The organism is Streptomyces nigra (genome assembly GCF_003074055.1).
Taxonomy (GTDB): domain Bacteria; phylum Actinomycetota; class Actinomycetes; order Streptomycetales; family Streptomycetaceae; genus Streptomyces; species Streptomyces nigra.
Window position 1 is genome coordinate 2,385,990 of record NZ_CP029043.1, and the last position, 14,863, is coordinate 2,400,852.

Here is a 14,863-nt window from a genome sequence, read left to right on the forward strand (position 1 = left end):
CCGCGGCCCGAGCGATGCCGCCCCGGGGTCACCGAGGCGAAACCACAACCCCCAGCAACCCGGGCCCGGTATGCGCCCCGATCACCGCCCCCACCTCACTGACATGCAGATCGGCCAGCCCCGGCACCCGGGTGCGCAGCCGGTCCGCGAGCGCCGACGCCCGTTCGGGGGCCGCGAGATGGTGGACCGCGATGTCGACCTGTGCGCCGCCCGCCCGCTCGGCCGCGATCTCCTCCAGCCGGGCGATCGCCTTCGACGCCGTCCGCACCTTCTCCAGGAGGTCGATCCGGCCCCCGTTCAGCTGCAGCAGAGGCTTCACCGCCAGCGCGGAGCCCAGCAGCGCCTGCGCCGCGCCGATCCGGCCGCCACGGCGCAGGTATTCGAGCGTGTCGACGTAGAAGTAGGCGGCGGTGCCCCCGGCCCGCTTCTCCGCGGCGGTGACGGCCTCGTCCACCGTGCCGCCCGCCTCCGCCGTCTCGGCGGCGGCCAGCGCACTGAACCCGAGGGCCATGGCGACCATCCCGGTGTCCACGACCCGTACCGGCACCGGCGCCTCGCGCGCGGCGAGGACCGCGGCGTCGTAGGTGCCGGAGAGTTCGGCGGAAAGGTGCAGGGACACGATGCCCGTGGCGCCGGACTCGGCGACCTTGCGGTAGTGCTCGGCGAAGACCTGCGGGCTGGGCCGCGAGGTGGTGACGGGGCGTCGCTTCTGCAACGCCTGCGCGAGGGAACGGGTCGAGATCTCGGTGCCCTCGAGGAGCGCCTGGTCGCCGAGGACCACGGTCAGGGGGACCGCTGTGATGCCGTGGCGCTGCATCGTCCGGAGCGGCAGGTAGGCCGTTGAATCGGTGACGATCGCGACATGGCGGGACATGAGCTGGAGGTTACCTGGCGTAGTGCCCGGGCGGCAGCCCGACCCCGCTCAGCCGGTGCCGTCGTGACCGGAACGGATCGTGCCGCGGGGGCTCAAGTCGTGCTCTCCGGGCGGGGTTTCTTCTGCCACGGATAGGTGGGACGGGGTGCCGCCGGGCTGATCGCGGGCCTGGTCGGCTCCTCGGCCTGCCGGGTCCGGGGCGTGTCCGGCCAGGTCTGCTCGGGTGCCGTACCGGGCTCGGTGGCGGGGGCCTCGGGCCACGGCGGCGCGGGGCGCTCGGGAGCCTCGGCGGCCCGCGCGGGCTCGGAGGCTGCCCTGGCGGAGGGCGCGGAGGATGCCGTGGGAGAGGGCTCGGACTCGGCGGTCTGCCAGTGCCGCAGGGCGCCGGCCTCCATGTCGATCTGGGTGCTCAGCGAGTCCAGGTCGTCGTCGGCGAAGCGGCGGGCGCGGTCGCGGGCCGCCCAGCGCAGCGAGTCGGCGGAGTGCGCGATGCGCTCGGTGCGTTCGCGCAGGTCGGGCAGGCGTGCGGCGAGGGTGGCGCGGTCCGGCTCGGACTCCAGGCGGCGCAGCTCGGCGTCCAGTTCATGGCCGTGGGCGCTGAGCCGCTGGAAGAGGCCGAGGGACTCCTTGACGGACGCGTCCTCGGCGGCGAGGGCCTCCAGCGCCTCCTGGGTGGCCCGCATGGAGGTGCGCAGCGTGAGGCGGAGCTGGGCGACCTCCCCGGCCGGGCCGGGGCGGCCGAGCGCCTTGGCCTTGAGGGTGTGGTCCTCGACGGTGCGGCGGGCCTGGGTGATGTGCTTGTCGGCGCTGCGCTTGGCGGCGCCCACCACCTTGACGGTGGCGAACACGCCGAGCGCGACGAAGAGCACGAAGAGCAGGGCGATGACTGCGATCACTTCTGCCACGGGCTCCTCCTCCTCCTGCCTGGCGCGACCTGCGCCAGGCCGCCTCTCCACGGTAAACGCAACGGGCAGGCCCGTAGTTCCGACGGAACCCCGAACCTGCCCGTAGGGGATCACCCTGAACCCGGCTGCGGGACCGCCGAGGCAAGATCACCTCGACCGGCCGCCGCATCGGCGCCTACGCCGGAACGATGTTCACCAGCTTCGGCGCCCGCACGATGACCTTGCGGATGCCGGCCCCGCCCAGCGCGGCGACGACCTTCTCGTCGGCCAGCGCGGTCTTCTCCAGGTCGTCCTCGGAGATCGAGGGCGAGACCTCCAGGCGGGCCTTGACCTTGCCCTTGATCTGGACGACGCAGGTGACGGTCTCATCCACCAGGTACGCCTGGTCGGCGACCGGGAAGTCCCGGTGCACGACGGAGTCCTCGTGGCCCAGTCTGCGCCAGAGCTCCTCGGCGATGTGCGGGGCCAGCGGCGCGACCATCAGCACCAGGGCCTCGGCGACGGAGCGGGAGACCGCGCCGCCGGCCTTGGTCAGGTGGTTGTTCAGCTCGGTGACCTTGGCGATGGCGGTGTTGAACCGCATGTTCTCCAGGTCGCCGCGCACGCCGTCGATCGCCTTGTGCAGGGCGCGCAGCGTCTCCTCATCGGGCTCGGCGTCGACGACGGTCACCTCGCCGGTGGTCTCGTCGACGACGTTGCGCCACAGGCGCTGCAGAAGCCGGAACTGGCCGACGACCGCGCGCGTGTCCCACGGCCGGGACACGTCCAGCGGGCCCATCGCCATCTCGTACAGGCGCAGGGTGTCGGCGCCGTACTCGGCGCAGATCTCGTCCGGAGTGACGGCGTTCTTCAGGGACTTGCCCATCTTGCCCAGCAGCCGGGTGACCCGCTCGCCCTGGTACCAGTAGGTGCCGTCGCGCTCCTCGACCTCGGCGGCGGGCACGGCGATGCCCCGGCTGTCGCGGTAGACGTAGGCCTGGATCATGCCCTGGTTGAACAGCTTGTGGAACGGCTCGGCGGACGAGACGTGCCCCAGGTCGTACAGGACCTTGGACCAGAAGCGGGCGTACAGCAGGTGCAGCACGGCGTGCTCGGCGCCGCCGACGTACAGGTCGACACCACCGTGCGGCATGCCCTCGCGCGGGCCCATCCAGTACTGCTCGATCTCGGGGTCGACCAGCTTCTCGGAGTTGTGCGGGTCCAGGTAGCGCAGCTCGTACCAGCAGGAACCCGCCCAGTTGGGCATGGTGTTGGTCTCGCGCCGGTAGCGCTTGGGGCCGTCGCCCAGGTCCAGGGTGACGTTGACCCAGTCCTCGTTGCGCGACAGCGGCGTCTCGGGCTGGGTGTCGGCGTCGTCCGGGTCGAAGGTGCGCGGGCTGTAGTCCTCGACCTCGGGCAGCTCCAGCGGCAGCATCGACTCGGGCAGCGGGTGGGCGATGCCGTCCTCGTCGTAGACGATCGGGAAGGGCTCGCCCCAGTAGCGCTGGCGGCTGAACAGCCAGTCGCGCAGCCGGAAGTTGACGGTGCCCTCGCCGCGGCCCTCGCGCTCCAGCCACTCGGTGATGCGCGCCTTGGCCTCGACGACGCCCAGGCCGTCCAGGGAGACGCCCTCGCCGGAGGAGTTGACGATCTTCGCGTCGTAGGAGACGAAGGCGTCGTCCCACGTCGCCGGGTCGGTGCCGCGGCCGTCGGTGGGCTCGACCACGCAGACGACGGGCAGTTCGAAGGCGCGCGCGAACGCGAAGTCGCGCGAGTCGTGGGCCGGGACGGCCATGATCGCGCCGGTGCCGTAGCCCATCAGGACGTAGTCGGCGATGAAGACGGGGACCTTCTCGCCGTTGACCGGGTTGGTCGCGTACGAGCCGGTGAAGACGCCGGTCTTGTCCTTGGCCTCGGCCTGGCGCTCGACGTCGGACTTGGAGGCGGCCTGCGCGCGGTAGGCGGCGACGGCCTCGGCGGGGGTGGCGTGGCCGCCGGTCCACACCTCGTGGGTGCCCTCGGGCCAGGCGTCCGGGGTGAACTTCTCGACCAGCGGGTGCTCGGGCGCCAGCACCATGTAGGTCGCGCCGAACAGGGTGTCGGGGCGCGTGGTGAAGACGGTGATGTTCTCGCCGTCGATCGGGAAGTCGACGCGGGCGCCCTCGGAGCGGCCGATCCAGTTGCGCTGCTGCAGCTTGATGGCCTCGGGCCAGTCCAGGGCGTCCAGGTCGTCCAGCAGCCGGTCGGCGTAGGCGGTGATGCGCATGTTCCACTGGCGCAGCTTGGCCTTGAAGACGGGGAAGTTGCCGCGCTCGGAGCGGCCGTCGGCGGTGACCTCCTCGTTGGCCAGCACGGTGCCCAGCCCGGGGCACCAGTTGACCGGCGCGTCGGAGGCGTAGGCCAGCCGGTACTCGCCCAGGACGTCGGCGCGCTCGGCGGCGTTCAGCTCGCTCCACGCGCGCGTGTGGCCGGGTACGGGCCGCTCACCGGACTCGAACTCGGCGACCAGCTCGGAGATCGGCCGGGCCTTCTTCGCCTCGTCGTCGTACCAGGAGTTGAAGATCTGCAGGAAGATCCACTGCGTCCACTTGTAGTAGTCCGGGTCGATCGTGGCGAACGACCGGCGCTTGTCGTGGCCCAGGCCCAGCCGGCGCAGCTGGATCTGCATGTTCTTGATGTTGGCCTCGGTGGAGACACGCGGGTGGGTGCCCGTCTGCACCGCGTACTGCTCGGCGGGCAGGCCGAAGGCGTCGAAGCCCAGGGTGTGCAGGACGTTGTGCCCGGTCATGCGCTGGAAGCGGGCGAAGACGTCGGTGGCGATGTACCCCAGCGGGTGACCGACGTGCAGGCCCGCGCCCGACGGGTACGGGAACATGTCCATGATGAACTTCTTGGGCCGGGCGACCAGCTCGGGGTCGCCCGCCAGGTCGCCCTTGGGGTTGGGAGCCGCGTACGTGCCCTCGGCGTCCCAGAAGTCCTGCCAGCGTGCCTCGATGTCGGCCGCCAGGGCAGCCGTGTAGCGGTGCGGCGCGGCCACCTCGGCGGCGGCAGCGGGGTTCGTCTCGCTCATGATCCTCAAAGCTCCATCGATCGTCTCTGCCCGCGGCTGCGATTGTCGAAAAACGAAAAATCCCCTCGCACAGGAGGGGACGCCGCGCCGATGCCGACCATCCGAATCGCCCGGTGGTCGGGAGTGATCAGCGCGGCTCGCTAAGCAGAAGGCGTACGGCACGCATGGCGTCAGGGTACCGCAGCGCCGGAGCGCGGAGCGACGGGCTTTCGACGGGCGCGCGCGTGAACATCGGCGCCCCCTGCTGCGTACCTGAGGAATGTGAAGACATCGAAAAGCTGAACAAGGTTCAATTGTTACCTGGCGTAACAGACGCTAAGGGACATCGGGCGCCACGCGCGGCCCGTAGATAACAACGCAATAACTCAAACGCCGTACCCCCCGGTATGGAGCCACTTAGAGTGCGGCACCGGGACCGCCTTCCCGAACCGCTCGGAGTTGCCCCCATGAACCCTCGTCGTAGTAACAGTTCGCTCCCCCAACCGGGCCGGTCGGCCTACGGGGTCGCGACGGCCGCCGTCCTGCTGCTCATACCCCTGGTCGTCTTCCTCGGCGGCAGCTGGCTCCAGGAGTTCCTCAACTTCGGTGCCGGCGTCCTGTCCCTCGTCTGTCTCACCTGCTCCGTGATCTGGGGTCTGGTCGCCCAGGACCGGATGATCCTCGACACCCGCCAGCGGATCATCGCGCAGGGCGTCCACCGGGTGACCGCCGTCGCCTCGATCGCGTTCCTTCTGGTGCACATCGGCGTCAAACTCGCCCTGGACCACGCGAGCCCGATGGCCGCGATCATCCCGTTCAGCCTCGTCTTCTTCGGCGGCGACGAGATCCCGGGCAGCGCCTTCCTGATCGGCCTGGGCTCCATGGCCGCGCTGCTCATGATCTTCGTCGGCGTCACCGGCGCGCTGCGCAACCAGTTCGCCTCCCCCGCGCCGGTCGCCGCCCGCTGGCGCGCGATGCACATGCTGGCCTACCCGGCCTGGTGCGCCGCCCTGATCCACGGCCTGTTCGCCGGGCGCCCGGCGAAGACCTTCTTCATGGTCAGCTACGAGCTGTGCGTGGTCGGCGTCGCCGCCGCCCTCGCCCTGCGCGCCGCGCCGCGCCCGGTCAAGCGCCGGTTCGCCGACCGGATCGCCCAGATCGTCGGGAACGAGCCTGGGGTCCGCGAGGGCCTCGAGGAGAGCCGCGCCCGGGCCGCCTCCGGGTCGGCGGGTTTCGACGCCCCGCGCTCCGAGAAGCGCGCGTCCCGCGACGGCCGGCCCGGTCCCCTGCCCGGCATGCCGGCGCAGCCCCCGTCGGCCGCCGAGACCACCGCCGGCTTCGCCGCCGCCTACCGGGCCGTCTCCCCACGCTCCGGTGGCGGCCAGGAGTCGTACGCGGCCGACCGCACGGCCCGGATGGACCTGCCGTTCGACACCCAGCCCACCCAGGCCGTCCCGCGCGCGGACGGCGGCACGGGCAGCTGGCCGATCCCCTCCCCGCCGCCGGTCGGCGAGGCACCCCCCTCGGCCTACGACCCGCTCAACGACACCGGCTTCAACAACATCCCCGCCTACGGCACCACGGGCGCCGCGGGCTACGGAGGCGGCGCCGCCGGCTACGGGTCGAGTGATGTGTACGACACCTCCGAGACAAACGCCGTCTTCGGTACGTACAACCAGAACGACACGTACAACAGCGGTCCCGCCACTGAAACGATGCCCGGTGCTTCCTACGACTTCGACGCACCGGGTCCGGGCGAACCTTGGAACACGCCTTCCGGAGGCTTTAAGTGAACGAGGCCCTGCCCGACGTCCCCGAAGTCCGCGTGGTCGGCCTTCCCCAGCTCACGTCGGGCTTCGACCTTGTGGAACGACTGGACCTGCCCATGCACCTCAAGGTGCACGGGCCGCTCGAACCGATGGGCGGCGAGCAGCTCGCGAAGCTCGCCGAGAACATCAACCTCAAGGGGCGCGGCGGCGCGGGCTTCCCCTTCCACAAGAAGCTGCGCTCGGTCGCCGAGTCCGCGATCAAGCGCGGTGTGCGGCCGGTCGTCGTCGTCAACGGCAGTGAGGACGAACCGGCCTGCCGCAAGGACACGGTGATGATCAACCGTGCCCCGCACCTCATCCTGGACGGCGCGCTGCTGGTCGCCGAGGCCCTGGGTGCCCGCACGCTCGTGGTGGGGGTCACCCGGGAGTCGACCCAGCGGTCCATGGAGGCCGCGCTGGCCGAGCGCGGTCTGAGCAACAGCCGCCGCTCGGCGCTACGCGCGTTCGTGCAGCGCAATCCGGTGCGCATGGTCACCGGCGCGGCGGCGTCCCTGATCCGCTCCATCGACGGCGGCCCGGCGATCCCGCCCGGCCGCAAGGTCAGCGCCTCGCAGAACGGCGTGGGCGGCGCGCCGACCCTGCTGTCGAACGCCGAGACGTTCGCGCAGCTGGCCATCGCCGCCCGCATCGGCCCCGAGCGCTACGGCAACACCGGTCTGTACGACGAGCCGGGCACCGTCATGCTGACGGTCTCCGGCGCGGTGGCGCGCCCCATGGTCATCGAGGTCCCCACGGGCGTGCCGCTGCGCTACGTCCTCCAGCTCGCCGGGGCGCCGCCGATCCCGCAGGGCGTGCTGACCGGCGGCTACCACGGCAAGTGGATCGACGCGGCGACCGTGAACGAGGCGATCGTCTCCCGCAACTCGCTGGACGCGGTGGGCGGTTCGCTGGGCGCCGGCGCGATCCTGCCGATCAGTCAGGAGACCTGCCCGCTGGGCGAGTCGCTGCGAGTGGCGCAGTGGCTGGCCGAGGAGAGCGCCGGTCAGTGCGGGCCCTGCTACCTGGGACTGCCGGCCGCGGCGCGCGGCATGGAGGACATCATCAACGGCGGCGGCCCGGCCGCCCTGGAGGCGCTGAAGCAGGTCGCCAAGAACGTGAAGCGGCGCGGGGCGTGCTCGCACCCGGACGGCTCGGCGATGTTCCTCGAGTCGACCATCAAGGCGTTCACGGACGACCTGGCCGCCCATGTCCTCGGCAACGGCTGCGGACGGCCCGTGGAGGGCGTTCTGCCGCTCTTCGAGGGCGGCAAAGCGCCGACGGGCATCCCGGGCGGCGGCGAGTCCGAGGAGAACGGTCCCAGCCGTCAGAAGATCTACGTCGACTGGACGCTGTGCCGGGGCCACGGCCTGTGCGCGGACATCCTCCCGGAGGTCTTCCAGCTCGGCGCCGACGGCTTCCCGACCGTCGCCCAGGCCATGGTGCCGCGCTACGCGGAGGCCAAGGCCCTGCGGGCGGTGCGGCGTTGCCCGGCGCTCGCCCTGCGGATCGAGGAGGACACCCGGGGGCAGGCCCCGTCGCGCAACAACCTGCCGGTGCTGTCCCAGGGCCGCGAGGGCCGGGGCCGGCGCGCACTGGGCCGCTGAAGGGCCTTAGAGGGGCCGTGGAACGCGTGTGGAGGGGCCGTCCGATCCGGACGGCCCCTTCGTGCGTCTCCCGCGCCTCCCGGGCAACGACGCCCGCACCACGCGCACATGAAAAAGATCCCCCGGGTCTCATCGACCCGGGGGATCTCACTGTGGAGCTAAGGAGAATTGAACTCCTGACCTCCTGCATGCCATGCAGGCGCTCTACCAACTGAGCTATAGCCCCTTGCTCGGTCCGCCCGATCTCCCCGGCGGCGACGCCAACATTACCGGTCGACGGGGCGCTCCACCAAATCCATTACCCTCCTGCCCGATATGTCCACCCATGTCGGATTACCTGACAGTTGAGGGACCCCCAGGACGGACCCCTGGAAGCAGGGCACCACCGTCACGCCGTGACGAAGGAGTAGAAGCGCTTGAGCGTGCAGTGCTCCTCGAGCAGACGCCCGTAGATCGGCTCCCCTTCGAGCTCACGGTAGGTCTCGATGGGGTCGCCTTTTATGATCAGCGCCCGCGCGCATTCCTCGCACCAGTACTGGTAGTCGGGGTTCACCGGTTCCATGTCACGGACGATCGGCGTTCCGCTGCCACACCAGTCGCACTTTCGCCTGTGTGCACCCATCGATCAGCTCCAGCTGTGGCCGCAGGCCGTGCACACGTAGGAGATTCCGCCGTTGTCCCCGAGAAGCTGGGCGACGTGGCCGGAACCGCAGGAAGGGCAGCTGAGGCGGATGATGGTGTCCCGTGCCAATGCCGTCTCGAAGAGGTGACCGACCTCTCCGAGGATGCTCGCAGGCATCACTGCTCCCTCCCGTCGGGACGCGCCCCCTTCCGGCCGTCTGATTCTGCCACGGCCGGGCCAATACGGTCAGCGACGCCTCAGTACCAGTCCGGACACGGCGGCCCCGTCGGCGTACGGGACCGCGCGTCCACCGCGCCTGGACGCCTCCTCAGAGGTATACGCCTGCGGGGCCCAAGTCACTCAAGCCGGACCGGAACAGTTCCCGCGGGATCTCGTCCCGTGCGAACCGGCCCCGCGCCGGAGGACGTTGGTCCGGGCACCCGTGCCGGATACCAGAAGATCCCGCCGATCGGATCGATCGGCGGGATCTTGTTGTCTCGCTGTGGAGCTAAGGAGAATTGAACTCCTGACCTCCTGCATGCCATGCAGGCGCTCTACCAACTGAGCTATAGCCCCTTGTCGCTGTTCTTCCCGCTCAGCGGGGCGAACAAGAAGAACTTTAGCCTGCGACCTGCCGGAAAGTGAAATCCGGGTCCCGGGCCGCCCCGGCCGGGACCGTCGGCGTCCGTCCTCGGCGTCAGTCGTCGTCGCCGAGCACCGGCTCCGGCAGGGTGCCGGCGTTGTGCTCCAGCAGACGCCAGCCGCGGGCGCCCTCTCCGAGGACGGACCAGCAGCAGTTCGACAGCCCGCCCAGGCTCTCCCAGTGGTGCGGCTCGAGCCCCAGGAGGCGGCCGATGGTCGTACGGAGCGTGCCGCCGTGGCTGACCACGACGAGCGTGCCGTCCGCGGGGAGCTTCTCGGCGTGGCGCAGCACGACCGGGGCGGCGCGGTCGGCCACCTCGGTCTCCAGCTCGCCGCCGCCGCGGCGGACCGGCTCACCGCGCTTCCACGCGGCGTACTCCTCGCCGTACCGGGCGATGATCTCCTCGTGCGTCAGCCCCTGCCAGACACCCGCGTAGGTCTCGCGCAGGGACTCGTCGTGGGTGACGTCAAGGCCGGTGAGCACCGCCAGCTCGGCGGCGGTGCGGGCGGCGCGCATCAGGTCGGAGGCGATGATCGCGTCCGGCTTGAGGCCGGCGAGCAGCCGGGCGGCACGGCGGGCCTGGGAGACGCCGACCTCGGTGAGGTCGACGTCCGTGGAGCCCTGGAAGCGGCGCTCCACGTTCCACGAGGTCTGGCCGTGCCGCCACAGGATGAGGCGGCGCCCCCGGCCGGGACGACCGGCGGTCACCTCACCGGTGGCGCTCACCGCCACTCACCGTCCAGCTCGGCGGCCTCCTCCGCGGCCTGGAGCTTGGCGTGCTCGGCCGCCTTGCCGCGGGTGGCCTTGGCGTCGTCGGGAAGGTCGAGCTCGGGGCAGTCCTTCCACAGGCGCTCCAGGGCGTAGAAGACGCGCTCCTCGGAGTGCTGGACGTGGACGACGATGTCGACGTAGTCCAGCAGCACCCAGCGGGCCTCGCGGTCGCCCTCGCGGCGCACCGGCTTGGCGCCGAGCTCCTTGAGGAGCCGCTCCTCGATCTCGTCGACGATCGACTTGACCTGGCGGTCGTTGGGCGCGGAGGCGAGCAGGAAGGCGTCGGTGATCGACAGGACGTCGCTCACGTCATAGGCGATGATGTCGTGCGCGAGCTTGTCGGCGGCCGCCTGGGCGGCGGTGCGGACGAGCTCGGTCGAACGGTCGGTAGCGGTCACTACAAGGCTTTCGGTCGGTGGACACTTGTCTCCAAGGGTCTCACGGACCGGTGACAGCACCCCACGTGATGGGTGGCGTACGTGGGGTGCCGGGCTTCACGACTTCGGGTCGTAGTCCTGTCCGAGGACCACCGTGACATCCGCGTTGGCGGACACCTCGCCCTTGACGACCGCGTCGGCGGGCAGCCCCAGGGTCTTGGCGACCTCGGTGGCGTCGGCCTTGTCGGCGGCGTCGGAGTAGCGGACCGAAGAGGTCGCCGCGGCGGACGCGGTGCCGCCCTCCAGGAAGGTGAAGCCGCCGTTGAGCAGCACCACGCGCGCCTTGCCGGAGTTGTCCTTGACGCCGCTGGCGTTGCGGACGGACACGCGGACGGCGGCGTCCTTGTCGGGGCTCTTGGCGGTGCCGCCGAGGACGTCCTTGACCACGCTGGCGCTGGCCTGCTGACTCAGCGTGCCGTCGTCCTGCACGGGCAGCAGGGCCGTCTTGTAGTCGCCGCCCTTGGCCAGGTCGGCGAGCCGGGCGAGGAAGGCACCGAGGTCCTTCTCGGTCAGCGGCGGCTCGATGATCATGCCGAGGGTCTGCACGGTGGTGGTCGCGCCGCCGCTGTCCGAGGTCAGCTTGCGCAGCACGGCCTGCATGACCTGCCCGAACCGCTGGAGCTGGGCGTTCTGGGCCTCGCCGGAGCCCTGGTAGGTGGCGTAGGCGACGGCCGTCTTGCCGCTGAGGGTCTGGTCCTTGCCCTTGCGGACGAGGGGTGCGGCGCCCTTGGACTTGGCGGACGGGTCCGGGACGTCCACGTCGGTGTCGACCTCGATGTTGCCGATCAGGTCGACGAGGTTCTGCAGATAGGGGGTGTCCAGCCGCCAGGTGCCCTGGATCTCGGTGCCGAGGACGGTGTCGATGGCGTCGCGGGTGCCGGCCGAGCCGTCGTCGTCGACGGACTTGGCCAGGGTGGTCGTGGAGCCGTCGTCGGAGGCCACGGCGAGGGAGTTGGGCAGCAGGACGGTGGTGCCCTGCTGGGTGGTGGTGTTGTCGACGAGCAGGGCGGTGGAGGTGCCGCCCTTGGCGGTGTTGTGCAGATGGACGACGATCACGTCGCGCTTCTGCGCGCCGACCGGCGTCGCGGTGTTCGTCTTGCCGTCCGACGAGCCGAGGCCGGGCAGCTTCCCGGCGTACCAGAGGTAGCCGACGCCGCCCGCCGCGACGAGGGCGAGGACGACGACGAGCGCGATCACGCGCGCGCGTGCCCGGCGCCGGGCCTCCTCGCGCCGCTCGGTGCGGTTCTCGGTGAACTTCAGCCAGTCGATGACGTCCTCGGAGTCCTGGTCGGGCTCCTCGACGAAGGCGAACTGCTCGGTGCGGTAGTCCCGGTCGGCCCGCTCGCCGGTCTCCGGCTCCTCGGCCGGGCCGGCCTGCTGCGGGATGTAGGCGGTCTGCTCGGCGACGCGGGGCTGCCGGCCGCCGGCGGCGGTCTGCCCGTAGGGGTCGTACTGGGCGTGCGTGCCGGCGCCGTACGGGTCGTAGGAGGCGGGGGCGGGCTCCTGCGGACCGGTGTCGCCGAAGGGGTCGTACGGCGGTGTCTGCGGCTGGGTGCCGGTCGCGTACGGGTCGTATCCGTAGCCTTGCTGAGCGTAGGGATCGTAGTGCTGCTGGGGCTGCTGCTGCGCCGGGATCTGCCGGTACACCGGCTGCCCGTACTCGTCGTAGCCGACCAGTTCGTAGGGGACGTCCCCGTAGCCCGCGTCGTATCGGTCGTTCACCGTAGCCCCTCTCGGCTCACTCGCCTCACTCGCCGCGGTACAGCTCGCGCTTGTCGATGTAGCGCACGACTCCGTCCGGCACCAGATACCAGATGGGGTCCTTCTTCGCGACTCTCGCACGGCAATCGGTGGACGAGATGGCCAGCGCCGGGACCTCGACCAGCGAGACGCCGCCCTCCGGCAGGCCGGCGTCGTCGAGCTGGTGGCCGGGCCGGGTGACCCCGACGAAGTGCGCGAGGGAGAACAGCTCCTCGGAGTCGCGCCAGGTCAGGATCTGACCGAGGGCGTCGGCTCCGGTGATGAAGAAGAGGTCCGTGTCGGGATTCAGCGCGCGCAGATCGCGCAGCGTGTCCACGGTGTAGGTGGGGCCGCCCCGGTCTATGTCGATGCGGCTGACGGAGAACTGGGGGTTCTCCGCCGTGGCGATGACCGTCATCAGATAGCGGTCCTCGGCCGGGGAGACGTGCCGGTGGCTCTTCTGCCACGGCTGGCCGGTCGGCACGAACACGACCTCGTCCAGGTGGAACCGCGCGGCGACCTCGCTGGCCGCGACGAGGTGCCCGTGGTGGATCGGGTCGAACGTCCCGCCCATGACGCCGAGACGGCGCTTGCCGGAGTTCGTCGGTCCGTTTCCGGGGCCGGTAGGCATGTCCTGCTCTCCCATGCGTGCAGACCCTACCGGCCCCGTCCGAGGGCTCCGGCCGGCGGTCGCGCGGGCGGAGCCTCGAGGCCGGCCGGGATCAGCGGTCGCGGTTGAAGCGGGTGGTGACCCACAGCAGCAGCAGGAGGATGACGAAGGCACCGCCGCCGGTGAGCCACGGGCTGATGCTGTCGTGGTTGCCCCCGTGCTGCTCGCCCTCGGCGGCGAGAGTGACCAACTGGGCAGCTGCGCTGTGGAAGCTCATCTTCGGCGTGACCTATCGGTGTGGGCGGGATAAAGACGTCGGCTCATCGTATGCGGCCACCATGACGGCGATCACGCCGACTCCACCGTTGGTGGCGCTCCGGTCCGCCCGGGGAACCTTCCCCGCGGCTCAGTCGTCCTTCTGCCTGTAGCCCCGCAGCAGCAACCACGCGGTCAGCACAGCGCCCACGACCACCACGATCAGCACGATCCTGAGCAGATTGCCCGACACCGGCTCCTCGGCCGCGCCCGCGGCCTCGGCGAACCAGGCGGCCGCGGTGATGTGCTCCATGACGCCGAACTCCTTCGCTGTAGTGCCCGTCCACGGTAACTGCGCCTAGGCTGAGCCCAGCCTCGGGGACGCAAAGGGCCGCACAAGGGTCCGCAAAGGCCACACTCACGCACATGGGGGAAAGACATGTCCGATGGCCACGAGCAGGTGCCGAGCAGGCGGCGCACGCGTTTCCCCGGGATCTCCTCCCGCGCCTACGAGCACCCCGCGGACCGCTCCGCCCTGGTGGCCCTGCGCAAGCTCACCGGCTTCGACACGGTCTTCAAGGCGCTCAGCGGCCTGCTCCCCGAGCGCAGTCTGCGGCTGCTGTTCCTGTCGGACTCGGTCCGGGTCTCCGACGAGCAGTTCGCGCACCTCAACGACATGCTGCGGGACGCCTGCTACATCCTGGACCTGGAGAAGGTCCCCCCGATGTACGTCAACCAGGACCCGGTGCCCAACGCCATGTGCATCGGCCTGGACGAGCCGATCATCGTCGTCACGACGGGGCTGCTGGAGCTGCTCGACGAGGAGGAGATGCGGGCCGTCGTCGGCCACGAGGTGGGCCACGCCCTCTCGGGCCACTCGGTGTACCGCACGATCCTGCTCTTCCTGACCAGCCTCGCCGTCCGGGTCGCCTGGATCCCGCTGGGAAATCTGGCGATCATGGCGATCGTGACGGCCCTGCGGGAGTGGTTCCGCAAGTCGGAGCTGTCCGCGGACCGCGCGGGGCTGCTCGTCGGCCAGGACCTCCAGGCGTCGATGCGCGGCCTGATGAAGCTCGCCGGCGGCCACCATCTGCACGAGATGAACGTCGACGCCTTCCTGAAGCAGGCCGAGGAGTACGAGGCGGGCGGCGACCTGCGCGACTCGGTCCTGAAGATCCTGAACGTCCTGCCCCGCTCGCACCCCTTCACCACGGTCCGCGCGGCCGAGCTCAAGCGGTGGGCGGAGTCCCGCGACTTCCAGCGGATCATGGACGGCCACTACCCGCGCCGCTCCGAGGACAAGGACACCTCGGTGACCGACTCGTTCCGTGAGTCGGCGTCCCACTACGCCGGCCATGTGAAGTCGTCCAAGGACCCGCTGATGAAGCTGGTCACGGACATCGCCGGGGGCGCGGGCGACCTGGGCGGCCGGGTGCGCAGGGGCTTCGGCGGCTTCACGGGCGCGGGCTCGGGGTCGGGGTCGGGCTCGACGCCGAAGGACGGGCCCGCGCGCGAGGACGGCGACGGGGCCTCCGGCAGCACGGCCTGAGGCGGGTCTCGGACGGG

General features: G+C 70.9%; 14 protein-coding genes and 2 tRNA genes. 3 read left to right on the forward strand and 13 right to left on the reverse strand.

Annotated elements, in window-relative coordinates:
• Window positions 1–28: 28 nt before the first annotated feature.
• The 3 genes from DC008_RS11050 to leuS form a co-directional block, all read right to left on the reverse strand.
• Window positions 29–874 (reverse strand): DegV family protein, encoded by an 846-nt coding sequence (locus DC008_RS11050; RefSeq protein WP_108706829.1) that lies wholly within the window; start codon window positions 872–874, stop codon window positions 29–31.
• Between the two features lie 92 nt (window positions 875–966).
• Window positions 967–1,779, reverse strand: a complete 813-nt coding sequence (locus tag DC008_RS11055; protein WP_108706830.1) for a hypothetical protein — start codon at window positions 1,777–1,779, stop codon at window positions 967–969.
• 175 nt (window positions 1,780–1,954) lie between these two features.
• Entirely contained in the window at window positions 1,955–4,828 is a 2,874-nt protein-coding gene (gene leuS / locus DC008_RS11060; RefSeq protein WP_108706831.1) for a leucine--tRNA ligase, read from the reverse strand.
• 446 nt (window positions 4,829–5,274) lie between these two features.
• On the opposite strand from leuS, the gene DC008_RS11070 reads away from it, so the two are divergent.
• Together DC008_RS11070 and DC008_RS11075 are read left to right on the forward strand one after the other, a co-directional pair.
• Window positions 5,275–6,600 (forward strand): ferric reductase-like transmembrane domain-containing protein, encoded by a 1,326-nt coding sequence (locus tag DC008_RS11070; protein ID WP_108706832.1) that lies wholly within the window; start codon window positions 5,275–5,277, stop codon window positions 6,598–6,600.
• On the forward strand, window positions 6,597–8,219 hold the full coding sequence (locus tag DC008_RS11075) for an NADH-quinone oxidoreductase subunit NuoF family protein (RefSeq protein WP_108706833.1): 1,623 nt from the start codon (window positions 6,597–6,599) through the stop codon (window positions 8,217–8,219). The genes DC008_RS11070 and DC008_RS11075 overlap by 4 nt, the downstream gene beginning before the upstream one ends.
• A 153-nt stretch (window positions 8,220–8,372) precedes the next feature.
• Here DC008_RS11075 and DC008_RS11080 read toward each other — a convergent pair.
• The 10 genes from DC008_RS11080 to DC008_RS35415 all read right to left on the reverse strand — a co-directional run bounded on the left by DC008_RS11080 (window position 8,373) and on the right by DC008_RS35415 (window position 13,610).
• Window positions 8,373–8,445, reverse strand: a tRNA-Ala gene (locus DC008_RS11080).
• Window positions 8,446–8,607: 162 nt separating this feature from the next.
• Window positions 8,608–8,841 (reverse strand): hypothetical protein, encoded by a 234-nt coding sequence (locus DC008_RS11085; RefSeq protein ID WP_003976229.1) that lies wholly within the window; start codon window positions 8,839–8,841, stop codon window positions 8,608–8,610.
• A 3-nt stretch (window positions 8,842–8,844) separates the two neighbouring features.
• Window positions 8,845–9,018 carry a hypothetical protein gene (locus DC008_RS11090; protein ID WP_107096705.1) on the reverse strand — a complete coding sequence of 58 codons (174 nt, stop codon included), beginning with the start codon at window positions 9,016–9,018 and terminating at the stop codon, window positions 8,845–8,847.
• A gap of 326 nt (window positions 9,019–9,344) precedes the next feature.
• Window positions 9,345–9,417 (reverse strand) — tRNA-Ala (locus DC008_RS11095).
• A 121-nt stretch (window positions 9,418–9,538) separates the two neighbouring features.
• Window positions 9,539–10,210 (reverse strand): histidine phosphatase family protein, encoded by a 672-nt coding sequence (locus DC008_RS11100; RefSeq protein WP_108710647.1) that lies wholly within the window; start codon window positions 10,208–10,210, stop codon window positions 9,539–9,541.
• Window positions 10,207–10,653 (reverse strand): ribosome silencing factor, encoded by a 447-nt coding sequence (gene rsfS / locus DC008_RS11105; RefSeq protein ID WP_108706834.1) that lies wholly within the window; start codon window positions 10,651–10,653, stop codon window positions 10,207–10,209. Before rsfS ends, DC008_RS11100 begins: the two co-directional genes overlap by 4 nt.
• 96 nt (window positions 10,654–10,749) lie before the next feature.
• Window positions 10,750–12,414 carry an LCP family protein gene (locus tag DC008_RS11110; protein WP_108706835.1) on the reverse strand — a complete coding sequence of 555 codons (1,665 nt, stop codon included), beginning with the start codon at window positions 12,412–12,414 and terminating at the stop codon, window positions 10,750–10,752.
• Window positions 12,415–12,439: 25 nt separating this feature from the next.
• Window positions 12,440–13,078 (reverse strand): nicotinate-nucleotide adenylyltransferase, encoded by a 639-nt coding sequence (gene nadD, locus DC008_RS11115; protein ID WP_108706836.1) that lies wholly within the window; start codon window positions 13,076–13,078, stop codon window positions 12,440–12,442.
• Window positions 13,079–13,154: 76 nt separating this feature from the next.
• Window positions 13,155–13,319: a hypothetical protein gene (locus tag DC008_RS11120; protein ID WP_107096706.1), complete on the reverse strand. Its 165-nt coding sequence runs from the start codon at window positions 13,317–13,319 to the stop codon at window positions 13,155–13,157.
• A 129-nt stretch (window positions 13,320–13,448) separates the two neighbouring features.
• Window positions 13,449–13,610 carry a hypothetical protein gene (locus DC008_RS35415; RefSeq protein WP_164492289.1) on the reverse strand — a complete coding sequence of 54 codons (162 nt, stop codon included), beginning with the start codon at window positions 13,608–13,610 and terminating at the stop codon, window positions 13,449–13,451.
• Between the two features lie 126 nt (window positions 13,611–13,736).
• Here DC008_RS35415 and DC008_RS11125 point away from each other — a divergent pair, with 126 nt between their 5' ends.
• Entirely contained in the window at window positions 13,737–14,846 is a 1,110-nt protein-coding gene (locus DC008_RS11125) for a M48 family metallopeptidase (RefSeq protein ID WP_108706837.1), read from the forward strand.
• Window positions 14,847–14,863 lie beyond the last annotated feature (17 nt).